At 70.2% G+C, this 13,875-nt stretch carries 15 protein-coding genes; 10 read left to right on the top strand and 5 right to left on the bottom strand.

What is annotated here, in order from left to right; translation table 11 throughout:
- Positions 1 to 30: 30 nt before the first annotated feature.
- Together DC434_RS03510 and DC434_RS03505 are read right to left on the bottom strand one after the other, a co-directional pair.
- Positions 31 to 1,041 (bottom strand): aldo/keto reductase, encoded by a 1,011-nt coding sequence (locus DC434_RS03510; RefSeq protein WP_116634031.1) that lies wholly within the window; start codon positions 1,039 to 1,041, stop codon positions 31 to 33.
- Positions 1,028 to 2,323 (bottom strand): L-fuconate dehydratase, encoded by a 1,296-nt coding sequence (locus DC434_RS03505; RefSeq protein WP_116633854.1) that lies wholly within the window; start codon positions 2,321 to 2,323, stop codon positions 1,028 to 1,030. The genes DC434_RS03510 and DC434_RS03505 overlap by 14 nt, the downstream gene beginning before the upstream one ends.
- A 125-nt stretch (positions 2,324 to 2,448) precedes the next feature.
- Here DC434_RS03505 and DC434_RS03500 point away from each other — a divergent pair, with 125 nt between their 5' ends.
- Together DC434_RS03500 and DC434_RS03495 are read left to right on the top strand one after the other, a co-directional pair.
- Positions 2,449 to 3,309, top strand: a complete 861-nt coding sequence (locus DC434_RS03500) for a fumarylacetoacetate hydrolase family protein (RefSeq protein ID WP_116633853.1) — start codon at positions 2,449 to 2,451, stop codon at positions 3,307 to 3,309.
- The gene (locus DC434_RS03495) at positions 3,306 to 4,079 is read left to right on the top strand and encodes an SDR family oxidoreductase (protein ID WP_243408786.1); all 774 of its coding nucleotides are present in this window, start codon (positions 3,306 to 3,308) and stop codon (positions 4,077 to 4,079) included. The genes DC434_RS03500 and DC434_RS03495 overlap by 4 nt, the downstream gene beginning before the upstream one ends.
- Positions 4,080 to 4,154: 75 nt before the next feature.
- Here DC434_RS03495 and DC434_RS03490 read toward each other — a convergent pair whose 3' ends face one another.
- The gene (locus DC434_RS03490; protein WP_116633851.1) at positions 4,155 to 5,123 is read right to left on the bottom strand and encodes an amidohydrolase family protein; all 969 of its coding nucleotides are present in this window, start codon (positions 5,121 to 5,123) and stop codon (positions 4,155 to 4,157) included.
- A 46-nt stretch (positions 5,124 to 5,169) separates the two neighbouring features.
- Between DC434_RS03490 and DC434_RS03485 the strand changes: the two genes are divergently transcribed.
- Positions 5,170 to 5,847 carry a FadR/GntR family transcriptional regulator gene (locus tag DC434_RS03485; protein ID WP_116633850.1) on the top strand — a complete coding sequence of 226 codons (678 nt, stop codon included), beginning with the start codon at positions 5,170 to 5,172 and terminating at the stop codon, positions 5,845 to 5,847.
- Positions 5,848 to 5,894: 47 nt separating this feature from the next.
- Here the strand turns inward: DC434_RS03485 and DC434_RS03480 are convergent, their stop codons facing one another.
- Complete coding sequence (locus DC434_RS03480; protein WP_116633849.1) at positions 5,895 to 6,578, bottom strand: transaldolase family protein; 684 nt, start codon at positions 6,576 to 6,578, stop codon at positions 5,895 to 5,897.
- 124 nt (positions 6,579 to 6,702) lie between these two features.
- On the opposite strand from DC434_RS03480, the gene DC434_RS03475 reads away from it, so the two are divergent.
- The 6 genes from DC434_RS03475 to DC434_RS03450 all read left to right on the top strand — a co-directional run bounded on the left by DC434_RS03475 (position 6,703) and on the right by DC434_RS03450 (position 11,661).
- Complete coding sequence (locus DC434_RS03475) at positions 6,703 to 7,665, top strand: ribokinase (protein ID WP_116633848.1); 963 nt, start codon at positions 6,703 to 6,705, stop codon at positions 7,663 to 7,665.
- 11 nt (positions 7,666 to 7,676) lie between these two features.
- Entirely contained in the window at positions 7,677 to 8,081 is a 405-nt protein-coding gene (rbsD, locus tag DC434_RS03470) for a D-ribose pyranase (protein ID WP_116633847.1), read from the top strand.
- Between the two features lies 1 nt (position 8,082).
- Positions 8,083 to 8,898 (top strand): GntR family transcriptional regulator, encoded by an 816-nt coding sequence (locus DC434_RS03465; RefSeq protein ID WP_116633846.1) that lies wholly within the window; start codon positions 8,083 to 8,085, stop codon positions 8,896 to 8,898.
- A 366-nt stretch (positions 8,899 to 9,264) separates the two neighbouring features.
- Positions 9,265 to 9,924, top strand: a complete 660-nt coding sequence (locus DC434_RS03460; RefSeq protein ID WP_133192770.1) for a hypothetical protein — start codon at positions 9,265 to 9,267, stop codon at positions 9,922 to 9,924.
- A 22-nt stretch (positions 9,925 to 9,946) separates the two neighbouring features.
- Positions 9,947 to 11,005: a PLP-dependent cysteine synthase family protein gene (locus tag DC434_RS03455; RefSeq protein WP_116633844.1), complete on the top strand. Its 1,059-nt coding sequence runs from the start codon at positions 9,947 to 9,949 to the stop codon at positions 11,003 to 11,005.
- A gap of 140 nt (positions 11,006 to 11,145) precedes the next feature.
- Complete coding sequence (locus DC434_RS03450; protein WP_116633843.1) at positions 11,146 to 11,661, top strand: ACT domain-containing protein; 516 nt, start codon at positions 11,146 to 11,148, stop codon at positions 11,659 to 11,661.
- Between the two features lie 103 nt (positions 11,662 to 11,764).
- Here DC434_RS03450 and DC434_RS03445 read toward each other — a convergent pair whose 3' ends face one another.
- A complete protein-coding gene (locus DC434_RS03445) occupies positions 11,765 to 12,457 on the bottom strand; it encodes an FCD domain-containing protein (protein ID WP_116633842.1) in 693 nt (230 codons plus the stop codon).
- 163 nt (positions 12,458 to 12,620) lie between these two features.
- Between DC434_RS03445 and DC434_RS03440 the strand changes: the two genes are divergently transcribed.
- Positions 12,621 to 13,856: an aminotransferase class V-fold PLP-dependent enzyme gene (locus DC434_RS03440; protein ID WP_116633841.1), complete on the top strand. Its 1,236-nt coding sequence runs from the start codon at positions 12,621 to 12,623 to the stop codon at positions 13,854 to 13,856.
- Positions 13,857 to 13,875: the final 19 nt, after the last annotated feature.

Raw genomic sequence — 13,875 nt, 5'->3', positions numbered from 1 at the left:
ATGTGAACACGCGGCGTGCACCACCCGCGCTCACGCCGGGATGAGGCCGTCGGCTGCCAGGTTCTCCCAGAGCTCCTCGGGGATCGGCCGGGCCGCATACTCCGCGTTCTGGCGCAGCTGCTCGGGGCGACTCCCGCCCACGACCACCGAGCGCACGCCCGACGCCTGCAGCGGGAACTGCACGGCGGCTGCAGGCAGCGGCACGTCGTGGTCGGCGCAGACCGCGGCGATCCGCAGCAGCCGCTCCCACAGCTCGTCCGGCAGCTGTCCGTACTCGTAGCGCCCGTCGCGGCGCGGCTCGCTCGAGGCGAGCAGGCCGGAGTTGAAGACGGATGCCGCGACGATCCCGGTCCCCCGCTCCCGACAGGCCGGGAGCACGTCGACGGCGGCGGGCTGCTCGAGCAGCGTGTACCGACCGGCGATCATGATCAGGTCGAGGTCGGCGCTGCGGACGGCGGCGGCCAGTGCATCCGAGACCATCGACCCGATGCCGATCGCCGCGACCTCACCCTCGGCACGCAGCTGCTCGAGGGCGGGGAAGGCCTCGGCGAGCGCGAGATCCAGGTCGTTGCGCTCCGGGTCGTGCAGGTAGAGCAGGTCGATGCGCTCGATGCCGAGGCGTTCGCGCGATTCGTCGAGGCTCCGACGGATGCCCTCTGCCGAGAAGTCCCACACCCGCTGCAGGTCGTCGGGCACGTGGAAGTCGTTCGCCGTGTCGAGGCCGCCGGAGAACTCGGGGTTCGGGCGCAGCAGCCGCCCGGCCTTCGTCGACAGCACGTACTCGTCGCGCGGCTTCGTCTGGAGGAACGCGCCGAGGCGACGCTCGGACAGGCCGAGTCCGTAGTGCGGCGCGGTGTCGTAGTACCGGATGCCGCTCTCCCACGCGGCATCCAGCACGGCCCACGCATCGTCGTCGGAGAGCGCGCGGAACAGGTTCCCGACGTTCGCGGCGCCGTAGCCGAGGGCGGGGATGCCCGTGAGGGCGTGCCCGCGCTCCCCGGTGTCCGCCGACGTGGAAACCCGCCGCTCAGGCCCCGACATGCGCACCCGTCCAGGTGTAGGTCGCGATGCTGTCGGCCTTCATCTCCATGCCGGCACCGGGAGCGGTCGGCGCCATGTACGAACCGCCCTGGATGTCGGTCGGCACCACGAAGTGCTCGTGCAGGTGATCGACGAACTCGATCATGCGGCCCTCGCGCGTGCCCGTGACGGCCACGAAGTCGAACATCGACAGGTGCTGCACGGCCTCGCAGAGGCCCACACCGCCGGCATGCGGGCACACCGGCACCCCGAACTTCGCCGCGAGCAGCAGGTTCGCGATGTTCTCGTTCACGCCGGCGACCCGCACCGCGTCGATCTGCATGACCGAGATCGCCTCGGCCTGCAGCAGCTGCTTGAAGATCACGCGGTTCTGCGCGTGCTCGCCGGTCGCGACGCGGATGGGCGCCACCCCCCGCGCGATCTCGGCGTGACCGAGCACGTCGTCGGGGCTGGTCGGCTCCTCGATCCAGGCCGGGTGGAACTCGGCGAGCGCGTTCACCCACTCGATCGCCTCGGACACCTCCCAGCGCTGGTTCGCGTCGATCGCGATCGGGAAGTCGGGTCCGCACACCTCGCGCGCCTTGCGGAACCGGCGGATGTCGTCGTCGAGGTCGGCGCCGACCTTGAGCTTGATCTGGGTGAAACCGTCGGCCATGGCCTCACGGGCCAGGCGCTCGAGCTTCTCGTCGGAGTAGCCGAGCCAGCCGGGGCTCGTGGTGTAGCCCGGATAGCCGGTGGCGAGCAGCTGCTGCTCGCGCTCGGCGCGACCGGGCTCGGCGGCGCGCAGGATCTCGAGCGCGTCCTCGCGGGTGAGGGCGTTGGTGAGGTAGCGGAAGTCGACGAGGTCGACGAGCTCCTCGGGCGTCATCCTTGCCAGCAGCTGCCAGAGCGGGAGCCCGGCGCGCTTGGCCTTGATGTCCCACAGCGCGTTGATGACCGCGCCGATCGCCATGTGCATGACCCCCTTCTCGGGGCCGAGCCAGCGCAGCTGCGAGTCGCCGATGATCGCGCGGAACGTGCCGCCCATGTCATCGAGGAGCGGCTCGAGCTCGCGGCCGACCAGATGCCCGGCGAGCGCGTCGATCGCCGCGACCTGCACGTCGTTGCCGCGGCCGATCGTGAACACGAAGGCGTGACCCTCGATGTCGTCGTCGGCATCCGTCCGCACGATCACGTAGGCAGCCGAGTAGTCGGGGTCGGGATTCATCGCATCCGAGCCGTCGAGGCTGAGCGACGTGGGGAAGCGGATGTCGGTGGTGTCGAGGGCGACGATGCGGCTCACAGGGTTTCCTCTCCATGCGCGAGCGGTTTTCTTCGCGCGGATCTCTTGGAGTGTAAACATCGGATGTCTATACTGTCAACGAGACCGGCCGCACCGACGCGGCCCACCGACCGATCAGGAGAATCATGAAGTTCGCGCGGCTTGGCGCCCCAGGGACCGAGATCCCCGTCCTCGTGGAGGGCGACCGCTACCTCGACCTCCGTCCCGTGACATCCGATGTGAACGGGGATTTCCTCGCCGGCGACTTCCGCGCCCGCGTCGCCGCGGCGCGTGATGCCGGTGAGCTCCCCGAGCTGACGGATGCCGCGTCCCTCCGCATCGGCGCCCCGATCGCCCGGCCCAGCGCCGTGATCTGCGTCGGCATGAATTACGCCGCCCACGCGGCCGAGTCGGGCTCGCAGCCGCCGACCATCCCGATCATCTTCCTGAAGACCCCGAACACCGTGGTCGGCCCGAACGACACCGTCACGATCCCCCGCAGCAGCGAGAAGACCGACTGGGAGGTCGAGCTCGGCATCGTCATCGGCGCCCGCACCGCCTATCTCGACTCCCCCGAGGAGTCGATGGCGCACGTCGCCGGCTTCGTGACGGCGAACGACGTCTCCGAGCGCTCGTTCCAGATCGAGGTGTCCGGCGGCCAGTGGTCGAAGGGCAAGATCGCTCCGGGCTTCAACCCGACCGGTCCGTGGCTGGTCACCCCCGACGAGGTCGATCACCATGCCCTCGGACTGCGCAGCTTCGTCAACGGCGAGCCGCGCCAGGATTCGAACACCAGCGACATGATCTTCTCGGTCGAGCACATCGTGCACCACCTGTCGCAATACGTGACCCTCGAGCCGGGCGACCTGATCCTCACCGGCACCCCGCAGGGCGTCGCGCTCTCAGGCAACTTCCCGTACCTCGCCGCCGGCGACGTCGTCGAGATCGAGATCGACGGCCTGGGCCGACAGCGTCAGGAGTTCGTGGCATGGGAGGCGCAGAAGTGACCCTTCGACACGCTCAGGGACCCACCGCACTGGACGGACTGGTCGCGATCGTCACCGGCGGAGCATCCGGCATCGGCGCGGCGATCGCGCAGCGCCTGCACGCCGACGGGGCGCAGATCGCCGTGCTCGATCGCGACACCTCCGCCGCAGATCCCGCCTTCGCGGCCTTCACGGCCGACGTGTCGGATCGCGCGAGCGTCGACGCGGCGGTCGCCGCGGTCGCCGAGCGGTTCGGCCGCATCGACATCCTGGTGAACAACGCCGGGATCGGCGCGACGGGCGACATCACCGCGAACGACGACGACGAGTGGGCCCGCGTGCTGTCGATCAACGTCACCGGCATCGCCCGCGTGACCTCGGCCGCGCTCCCCTGGCTGCGGAAGTCGCCGTCGGCGGCGGTCTGCAACACGGCATCCATCGCCTCGACGACCGGCCTGCAGCAGCGCGCGCTCTACACCGCGTCGAAGGGTGCGGTCGCCGCGCTCACCCGCGCCATGGCTGCAGATCATCTGCGCGAGGGCATCCGCGTGAACGCCGTCAACCCCGGCACCGCCGACACCCCGTGGGTCAGTCGACTGCTGGACTCGGCATCCGACCCCGCCGCGGAGCGCGCGGCTCTCGAGGCGCGGCAGCCGCACGGCCGACTGGTGAGCGCCGACGAAGTCGCCGCAGCCGTCGCGTACCTGGTCGGCCCGTCCGCCGGTTCGACGACCGGCACAGCGATCGAGGTCGACGGCGGCATGGCGCAGCTGCGTCTGCGCACCGAGTAGCCCCGGTCACCGCCCCGGTCGCGAAAAGGCACCGATCCCGAGCGGGGATCGGTGCCTTTCTGCGACGGGAGCTTCCTACTCCCCGCGCAGCCAGCCGAGGATGCCGCGGCGCGGAGACTCCGGCGCCTCCGGCTGCCGCGCGTCCCCCACCCCGTAGAAGCGCTCGGCATTGGACCAGAGGATCGCGTCGACGTCGTGGCCGCGCGCCTCGGCCCAGGCCACGACGACCTCGAGCCAGCGTGTGCGCGCGGTCGCCTGGTAGGTCGCGGAGCCGTCTTCCGGGGCATGCGGGTCGCCCGACTCCGCCGGTCCGATCGCTGAGACGGGCCAGTCGCTGCCCCACATGAGACGCTCCTCGCCGAACGCGTCGGCGGCGACGTCCAGGAACGGCTCGAGCTGCTCTCTGCTCCAGTTCCCCGCCGACTCCGCCGGCAGGCCCGACAGCTTGCAGAAGACGTTCGGATGCCGTGCCAGCTCGTCGAGATCGCGCACCCACTCCACAGACGGCGTCCGCGGGGCATCCGCCGTGCCGACCTCGGGCTTGCCGAGGTGGTCGAGCACCATGCGCAGCTCCGGGATGGCACCGGCGAGACGGGCGATGTCAGGCAGCTGGTTCGCGCGGACGCAGGCGTCGAAGGTCCATCCGCGCGCCGCGACCTCGCGCGCTCCCGTCACGAACGCCGTCGACACCGCGAGGCCGTCCGGCTCGTTCTGCAGGTTGTGCCGCACGCCGACCACGAGCGTCTGCGCGGCGAGCTCGTCGAGGTGCGTGGTCGTGTCGACTCCGTGGTCGAGGCGCACGCCCGCCACGATGCCGATCACCCCGACGCGCTCGGCGAGGCTCTCGACCCAGCGCACCTCGTCGAGGAAGCGGTCGTCGGCGGTCTCGGCCTGCACGAACACCGCCTTCTCGTCCGCCGCGGCGCCCAGCCGCGCGTGCTCCAGCTCGATCTCGGCGAACCGGAAATCGTACGGCCCCTCGAGCCAGGTGTACTCGAGCAGCTCCGGATCCCACAGGTGCAGATGTGAATCGATGACGCGCATGCCCCCATCCTGCCCCAGACATCCGATCAATCGCTAGGATGACGCCATGGCTGTCACGGATGAGGCGATCGAGAAGATCAAGGCGATGATCGTGTCGGGCGAGCTGTCCCCCGGCGATCGACTCCCTCCCGAGAAGGAGCTGTCCGAACGCCTCGGCCTGTCCCGCAACTCGATGCGCGAGGCGGTCAAGGCACTCGAGGTCATCCGCGTGCTCGATGTGCGCCGCGGCGACGGCACCTATGTGACGAGCCTCGAACCGCATCTCCTGCTCGAGGCCATCTCGTTCGTCGTCGACATGCACGACGACGACTCGATGCTCGAGATCTTCGCGGTGCGGCGGATGCTGGAGTCGCAGGCGACCGGCCTCGCCGCGAACCTGGGCACCGACGAGGCGATCGCCGAGCTGGCGGCCGAGATCGACGGGATCGACGCCTCCGTGACGATCGAGGAGCTGGTGGAGCACGACATCCGCTTCCACCGGGAGATCGTCCGGATGGCGGGCAACGCGTACCTCGCGAGCCTGATCGAGCACCTCAGCAGCCAGACCGTGCGCGCGCGTGTGTGGCGCGGTCTCACCGAGGGCGGCGCGGTCGAGCGCACGCTCTCCGAGCACCGCGCGATCGCCGAGGCCATCGCGCAGCACGATTCCGCTCTCGCGACCTCGCTGACCACGGCGCACATCGCCGGTGTCGAACGGTGGCTGCGCCAGGCGGCATCCGCCTGATCCCGACGCGCAGCGTGCGCAGAAGCTGCAGCCCGAATCGACCCGGGTCAGGCCCCGAGTCGCTCCATGGCCGAGTCGAACTCCACAGCCGAGCTGTCGCTCACGTCGTGGAGGAGCATCCGCTCGATCACGTCCGGGGCGGCGGTGAAGTAGGGCACGCCCAGCATCCGCAGACCGACGATGTCCTCCGGCGAGCGCAGCGACGCCGCCAGAACATCGGTGCCGCTGCCGACGCAGACCTCCTGCATGCGGGCGATGACGTCTTCTGCGCCGGGCCCGGAGAAGCCGGTCTCGGCGGCGGCATCCCTCATCCGTCCGAGGTACGGGGCGATGTACCGCACGCCGATGCTCGCGGCCACGAGTGCCTGCGCCACGGAGTACACGGCCGTCACGAGCACGGTCGCGCCGTCGCGGACGAGAGCGGATGCCGCGGCGAAGCCGTCGGCCGTGGCCGGCACCTTCACGACCACGCGGTCGCCCAGAGCGCGGATGCCCTCGGCGTTGCGCAGGAAGGACGCCGTGTCACCTCCCCACGTCTGGAAGAAGATCTCCTGCGCACCCTCGCCCGCCCACCGCGCATACAGCTCCGGGATGTCCGCGGCCGTCCTGTCGCCGCGCTCGAGGATGGTCGGATTGGTCGTCACGCCGTGCACGACGCCGGCGGCGAGCAGCCGGGAGATGCGGTCGACGTCGGCGCTGTCGACGTAGAGGCGGGGGGCGATCGCAGTCATCGGAGCTCCAGACAGAGGAACCTGTCGTTACAGGTTCGGATTCGGCTAATGTAATGACAGCCGCCGACGTCTGTCAAAGACGCCGACGCGGCCGAGCGTGCTGTCGAAGAGGATCAGGAGCGAGATGTCCCCCGCACTTCCCGGCGATCGCTCCGGCGTCGTCATCGTCGGCAGCGTGACCGCCGACGTGACCACCTTCTCACGGCGCCTCCCCGCCCGGGGCGAGACGATCCTCGGCGACGAGTTCACGCTCATGCTCGGCGGCAAGGGCGCCAACCAGGCGGTCGCCGCCGGGCGCTCCGGCGCCCGCACCAGCTTCGTGGGCTGCGTCGGCGACGACCTGTTCCACGACCTCGTCGTCGACGGACTCGGCGACGCGGGAGTCGACCTCACGCACCTGCGCACGGTCCCGGGCCCGACCGGCATCGCGCACATCCGCGTCGACGCCTCCGCGCAGAACGACATCGTGATGGTCCCGCTCGCCAACGCCGCCCTGAGCACCGAGCAGATCGACGCCGCGCTCGGTGCGCTGGCGTCGACGACATCCGTCCTCCTGACCCAGCTCGAGACGCCGTCCGCGCTCACCGCCCACATCACGGCGCGGGGGCGCGAGCACGGGATGACCGTGATCCTCGATCCGGCGCCCGCTGCCGAGCTCCCGGCCGAGATCTGGCGGAGCGTCGACATCGTCACCCCCAACGAGACCGAGGCCTCGCTGATCAGCGGGATCGAGGTGACGGATGCCGCGTCGGCGGAGCGCGCCGGCCTCTGGTTCCTGCAGCAGGGCGTGGGCGCCGCGGTCATCACGCTCGCGGGGCAGGGGTCCTGCGTCGTGACGGCCGAGGGCGCGACGATCGTCCCGCCGTTCCCGGTCGAGGCGGTCGACACGACCGCGGCCGGCGACGCCTACGCCGGCTATCTCGGCGCCGCCCTCGCGAACGGCAGCACGCTGAGCGAAGCCGTGCGCCTGGCCACGGCGGCCGGAGCGCTGACCGTGACCACGCAGGGCGCGTCGCCGAGCCTGCCGCACCGTGCCGATGTCGATGCCTTCCTCGAGGCGCGGGAATCCGCGACCGCGACGAACTGAGGAGAACCCCCATGCGCAAGTCAGCGACCACGATCAACCCCGCGCTCTCACGGGTGATCAGCGAGACCGGGCACACCGACCTGCTCGTCGTGACCGATGCCGGCCTGCCGATCCCGCTCGGCTCGGAGCGCATCGACCTGGCGTATCGACCCGGAGCACCGGCCTTCCTCGATGTGCTCGACACCGTGCTGGCCGAGCTCGTGGTGGAGGGCGCGACGGTGTCCGCCGAGGTCGCCGAGAAGAGCCCGCAGGTGCTCGACGCTCTGCGCGAGCGCTTCGCCGGAATGGGATTCGAGATCGAGCTCGTGCCGCACGTCGAGTTCAAGAAGCTCACGCAGGGCGCGCGGGCGTTCGTGCGCTCCGGCGAGTTCACGCCCTATGCGAACGTCATCCTGCACGCGGGGGTCGCGTACTGACATGACCGGCACCGTTGCGGACACGATCGACCGGCACTCCGCCGCTCCGATGTACGACCAGCTGCGCCAGCTGATCATCGACGGCATCGCGCGAGACGGCCTGCAGCCCGGCGATCCGCTGCCCGGGGAGCACCGCCTGTGCGAGCGCTACGGCATCTCGCGCACCGTCGTGCGACAGGCTCTCGCCCAGCTGGAGCACGAAGGGCTGGTCGAGCGGGTCAAGGGCAAGGGAACGTTCGTGTCCCGACCGCGCACGAGCGAGAGCCTCGTGCACACGCTCGTCGGCCTGTACGACGACGTGGAGCGTCGCGGCGGCCACGTGCACAGCGACGTGCTGCGGCACGAGCGGACGACTGCCGATGAGGAGGTCGCGCTCGCCCTGGAGATCCCCGTCGGGTCACCGGTCGTCGCCCTCGAGCGACTGCGTCATGTGGACGGCGAGCCGTGGTCGCTCTCCACGACCTGGATGCCGGATGCCGTCGGCGCCGTCACCCTCGACGCCGATCTGACCGAGGCGTCGCTGTACCGCCTCCTCGCCGACAACGGCGTCGTCGCGACGCACGGCGTCCGCTCGGCGGAGGCCACGGTCGCGACCCACGAGCAGGCGCAGCTCCTCGGCGTCAGTGCGGGCTCGGCTCTGCTGCGGCTGCGCAGCGTGAGCCGCAGCGCCGACGGCGCCCCCATGGAGTACTTCATCGCCTACCACCGCGGCGATCGGTCGCGCTTCGAGTTCCAGCTGCAGCAGGAGCAGTCGCAGGCGTCTCTCCTGCACGTCGACGGCGATGGCGGTGCCTCTCCCGCGGGCACGGTCGGCTGAAGAGGGTCTGTCGCGGTCATCCCGAGTACCGACGAACCGCGCGACAAGACGACGCCGCCGGGGAGCAATCAGCAGGCCCCTGGGCCCCGAGCGGCCCGCGCACGACTGACGATCTCTCCTGCACGTCGCGGATGGTGGCGAAGATTCTCCCGACAGCATGACCACCTGAGCAGATCTGCCCGCACGGTCGATGACGGAAACGACTACCTTTCGGAGAGGGCATCCGGCAGGTGCTTTCGATCCAGGGGGAGAACGATGACAGACGCGCAGACGGGGGCAGAACCAGACGACGTCATTCCGCCTCCACCTGTGGATGCCGGCGGCCGCGCTCCGAGTTTCCCGCCCGTCGTCCCGCTCGCGCCACCGGTGAGCGCTCCCGTTCCTCCCGGACCCTCCGCCGCACCTCTGCCGCCCTACGCGACCGCGGGCGGCCACCCGGCATCCGCTCCCGCATCCGCGTACCCGGCACCTGCCCCGGCGAAGTCCTCGAACACCCTCGGCATCGTGCTGGCCGTGGTCGGCGGTCTCGTCATCTTCGCGGTCGTCGGCGTCGCCGTGCTCGTCGGGTTCCTCGTCCGCGGGTCGGACGAGGCTTCCCCGCCGATCCCGGTACCGAGCCCAAGCGCGTTCGCCGAAGAGCCGGATGCCCCCTCCCACGACCAGCCGTCCGACGACGAGCCTGCCGGCCCTGACGCCGACGCCTCGGGGATCGCGGACCGGCTCGCGGCGAAGATCGATGAGTACAAGCGCCTGCGCGACTCCGGCGCGCTCTGGCAGACGATCCCCGACACCGAGTACAACCGCACCGCCGTCTCGGCGTTCCTGTATCTGATGACCGACATGAAGGTCGCGACGATCTGGGGGATCGACGAACAGCAGGCGCAGGAGTACGACGAACGCATGGCAATGCTCGAGGAGCGCCTGCTCGCGCAGCAGCCGCTCGGCGACGACATAAAGATCACCCTCGAGGACAAGGTCTTCACCTATGACGGCGAGACCGGCGAAGGCGGCTACACCGACAAGTGAGCGGGCGCGTTACGCTCGATCCGTGACCTCCTGGACCAGCACCGCGATCGCCCTGCTGGAAGCCGATGCCAATCGCAGCGCCGACACGCACCTGCATCTGTTCCCGCTGCCGCCGGAGTGGGGCATCGATCTGTATCTGAAGGACGAGTCGGTGCATCCGACCGGTTCCCTCAAGCACCGCCTGGCCCGCTCGCTCCTGCTCTACGGGCTCGTCAACGGACGCATCCACGAGAACACGACGCTCGTCGAGTCGTCGAGCGGGTCGACCGCGGTCTCGGAGGCGTACTTCGCGCGGATGCTGGGACTGCCGTTCGTCACCGTCGTGCCGCGTTCCACCAGCCAGGAGAAGATCGACCTCATCGAGTTCTACGGCGGACGGTGCCACTTCGTCGACCGCGCGGAGGACATGTCGCCCGAAGCTCAGCGTCTCGCCTCGGACTGCCACGGCCACTACCTCGACCAGTTCACGTTCGCCGAGCGGGCGACCGACTGGCGCGGCAACAACAACATCGCGGAGAGCGTGTTCAGCCAGCTCTCCCAGGAGAGGCATCCGATCCCCCGCTGGATCGTCGTGGGCGCCGGCACCGGCGGCACGAGTGCGACCTTCGGACGGTACGTGAAGTACCGTCGGCACGAGACGCAGATCGCCGTGGTCGACCCGGAGGGCTCGGCGTTCTACGACGGCTGGGCCGGCACCGTCGACGCCCCCGCCGGACGACCGAGCCGCATCGAGGGCATCGGACGGCCCCGCGTCGAGCCGTCGTTCGTGCCGAGCGTGATCGACGAGATGATCCGGGTGCCGGATGCGGGTTCGATCGCCGCGATCCGGATGCTGCGCGCACGCACCCTGCACTGGGCGGGCGGGTCGACGGGCACCAACCTCTACGGCGCGTTCCAGCTCATCGCCCGGATGCGGGCGGCCGGCGAGACCGGCAGCGTCGTGACACTCATCTGCGACAGCGGCATCCGCTACGCCGGCACCTACTACTCCGACGAGTGGGTCGCCGCCCAGGGCTGGGATCTCACGCCACACCGCGCACGTCTGGACGCCTTTCTCGAGACGGGCGTCTGGGCCGACTGACCCGTACCCCCGGCTCCCCGGCTCCCGCACCCCTGGGGCCATGACTCCCGCACCCCTGGGTCCCTGAGCTTGTCGAAGGGGCCCGCGCAGGCTCAGCGACCCAGCCCTTCGGCGATGGCCGATCGGGCTACGCTGGCGGCATGACCACTCTGATCCTCACCGTCGCGGGTGCAGACCGTCCGGGCCTCGTGGCCGCTGTCGCCGATGTCGTCGATGCGCACGGCGGCAACTGGGAGAACAGCTCGCTGGCAGAACTCGCCGGCACGTTTGCGGGCGTGATCGAGGTGTCCGTCGCCGAAGACCGCGCGCCCGAGCTCCAGACCGCGCTGCGCTCGCTGCAGGGCCAGGGCCTGTTGACCCTCGCCGTGCTCACGGGCACCCCCGCCGCCGATCTCGACGACGAGCAGCTCCTGACGATCCAGGTGCTCGGCAACGACCGCCACGGCATCGTCCGCGAGATCTCGACGGTGCTGAGTCAGCACGCCCTGAGCATCGAGGAGCTGGCGACCGAGACCCGGGATGCCGCGATGGCCGGCGGTCGCCTGTTCGAGGCATCCGTCACCGCGCGCGTTCCGGCGACGGTCGATCTCGACGCGCTGCGCGCCGACCTCGAGCGCATCGCCGCCGAGATCCAGGTCGACATCACCCTCGCCTGACCGCCTGCGTCCCGATCTGCTGACCGTGACCCGATCAGCTCACGGATCGGTCAGAATCCTCCGCAGATCGGGACGACATCCGCAGATCGGGACGTCGACTGTCTCATTCAGCCTGCTCGTCCACCTCGGTGTACTTGCGCACCCAGTACTCGGTGTACGCGACATGCGATGACGCCGCCGCAGAGGCCGCCACCGGATCGGCCGCGGCGAGACCGCGGAGGATCGCGCGGTGCCCGGCATCCGAATGCAGCTTGAGCTCGGCCGCATCGTGCACATCGTGGATCCGATAGGCGCGCGAGCGCGACCGGAGCACGTCGATCAGGCTGGTGAGGGCGTCGTTGCTGGCGACCTTCGAGATCGTCATGTGGAACTCGTGGTCGAGTCGCGAGTGATCCTCGAAGTCGTCGCTGACCTCGATCTCGCCGAGGAGCGCATCGAGCTTCTCCACGGTCTCTTCATCGATACGCGCCGCGGCGAGCGCAGCAGCGTGCGGTTCGAGCACGCGCCGCAGCTCGGTGAGCTCGAGCACTCCCGCCATGGGCAGAAGCCCCACGGTCAGCGACAGGCTGCCGATGAGGTCGGCGGCGCGCAGCTCGCTGACGTAGCTGCCGGACCCGTGCCGGGTCTCCAGCACGCCGAGGGCGCCGAGCGTGCGGATCGCCTCGCGGAGTGATCCGCGAGAGACGCCGAGCCGTTCGCAGAGCTCGCCCTCGCTGGGCAGTCTGTCCCCCGGCCGCAGGGCACCGTCGGCGATGAGCGCCCGCAGCCCGTGCAGCGCTTTGTCCAACGCGCTCATCGTGTTCCTCTCTGGCACCCGGATCTCCTGTGAGTCTGTCGGATGCCGATCGCGCAACCAACTTGTATGACGACTTTATTAAATTGTGCGTGATTTCTGGTGATCTATCGACCTGTGTGGCAAAGTTGTGCAACAACTCCCCCCGACGTGTTGAAGAGGACCCATGCAGGCCACCGGTTTCCCCGCCCCGCTCCGACTGAGGTCGTTCGACCGTGCGCGGGATGCCTGGCCCCTGGATCCGGCGATCATCCACCTCAACCACGGCTCGTTCGGCGCCGTCCCCACCGCCGTCGTCGAGCAGCAGGACGCGCTGCGCCGCAAGGCGGATCTGAGCCCGGTCGAGTGGTTCCCCCGCATCGCCGAGCGCGTGCGCGCCGCCCGGGAGCTGACCGCCCCGTTCGTGGGCGCTCGCCCCGAGGACAGTGCCTTCGTGCCGAACGCCTCCGCCGCTGCCACCGTCGTCTACAACGCGCTCCGCCTCGAGAGCGGAGACGAGATCCTCGTCACCGATCAGGGCTACGGCGCGATCACGATGGGGGCGCAGCGCCTCGCCCGCCGCTTCGGCGCGACCGTGCGGGTCGTCGAGCTCCCGCTGCTGGGCTCCGACGACGAGATCGTCGAGCTGTTCGCCGCTGCCCTCACCCCGCGCACGAAGCTCATCGTCGTCGATCAGATCACCTCCCCGACCGCCCGGCTGCTGCCGACCCGACGCATCGCCGAACTCGCAGCCGACCGCGGAGTGCGCACGCTCGTCGACGGCGCCCACGCCCCCGGCCTCGTCGCGGATGCCGCAGCCGTCGCCGGCGGCGACTGGTGGTTCGGCAACCTGCACAAGTGGCCCTGCGCTCCGCGCGGCTCGGCGCTGCTCGTGACAGAGACGCACGACCGCGAAGAGCTCTGGCCCCTGATCGACTCGTGGGCGGCGCAGGAGTCGTACCCGACGCGCTTCGACACGCAGGGCACGATCGACGCGACGACCTACCTCGCCACCCCCGCCGCCATCGACTTCGTCGAGAGCGAGTACGGCTGGCAGCGTGCGCGCGAGACGATGGCGGTGCTCGCGGATGCCGGCGCTGAGATCATCGCCGAGGGCTTCCGCCCCTACGCCGACGAGGAGCCCCTCACCCCGCTCCCCTCACCCGTTCCGTCGATGCGACTCGTCCGCCTCCCCCTCGGCCTCGGCGCCACGCGGGAGGAGGCCGACGCCCTGCGCATGGACCTGCTCGACCTGACCGGGGTCGAGACCGCGTTCACCAGCTTCCGCGGCATCGGCTACTTCCGCCTGTCGGCGCACCTCTACTCCGAGGCATCCGACTTCGAGGCGTTCGTGGAGCGCTGCATCCCGCAGATCCTCCAGCGTGCCGGCATCCGGCCCGCGGCATCCGTCATCATCCCCTGACCCCCACCCGAAACACCAA

This window comes from Microbacterium sp. TPD7012 (assembly GCF_003075395.1).
Classification (GTDB): domain Bacteria; phylum Actinomycetota; class Actinomycetes; order Actinomycetales; family Microbacteriaceae; genus Microbacterium.
Note: the sequence above shows the minus strand (reverse complement) of the source record. Positions and strands in the feature narration are given on the sequence as shown.

What these genes read in the sequence shown, in the direction of transcription:
- DC434_RS03510 (WP_116634031.1), bottom strand. Translation starts at nt 1,041, where the DNA reads ATGTCGGGGCCTGAGCGGCGGGTTTCCACGTCGGCGGACACCGGGGAG.
- DC434_RS03500 (WP_116633853.1), top strand. Translation starts at nt 2,449, where the DNA reads ATGAAGTTCGCGCGGCTTGGCGCCCCAGGGACCGAGATCCCCGTCCTC.
- DC434_RS03490 (WP_116633851.1), bottom strand. Translation starts at nt 5,123, where the DNA reads ATGCGCGTCATCGATTCACATCTGCACCTGTGGGATCCGGAGCTGCTC.
- DC434_RS03485 (WP_116633850.1), top strand. Translation starts at nt 5,170, where the DNA reads ATGGCTGTCACGGATGAGGCGATCGAGAAGATCAAGGCGATGATCGTG.
- DC434_RS03480 (WP_116633849.1), bottom strand. Translation starts at nt 6,578, where the DNA reads ATGACTGCGATCGCCCCCCGCCTCTACGTCGACAGCGCCGACGTCGAC.
- DC434_RS03475 (WP_116633848.1), top strand. Translation starts at nt 6,703, where the DNA reads ATGTCCCCCGCACTTCCCGGCGATCGCTCCGGCGTCGTCATCGTCGGC.
- rbsD (WP_116633847.1), top strand. Translation starts at nt 7,677, where the DNA reads ATGCGCAAGTCAGCGACCACGATCAACCCCGCGCTCTCACGGGTGATC.
- DC434_RS03465 (WP_116633846.1), top strand. Translation starts at nt 8,083, where the DNA reads ATGACCGGCACCGTTGCGGACACGATCGACCGGCACTCCGCCGCTCCG.
- DC434_RS03450 (WP_116633843.1), top strand. Translation starts at nt 11,146, where the DNA reads ATGACCACTCTGATCCTCACCGTCGCGGGTGCAGACCGTCCGGGCCTC.
- DC434_RS03445 (WP_116633842.1), bottom strand. Translation starts at nt 12,457, where the DNA reads ATGAGCGCGTTGGACAAAGCGCTGCACGGGCTGCGGGCGCTCATCGCC.
- DC434_RS03440 (WP_116633841.1), top strand. Translation starts at nt 12,621, where the DNA reads ATGCAGGCCACCGGTTTCCCCGCCCCGCTCCGACTGAGGTCGTTCGAC.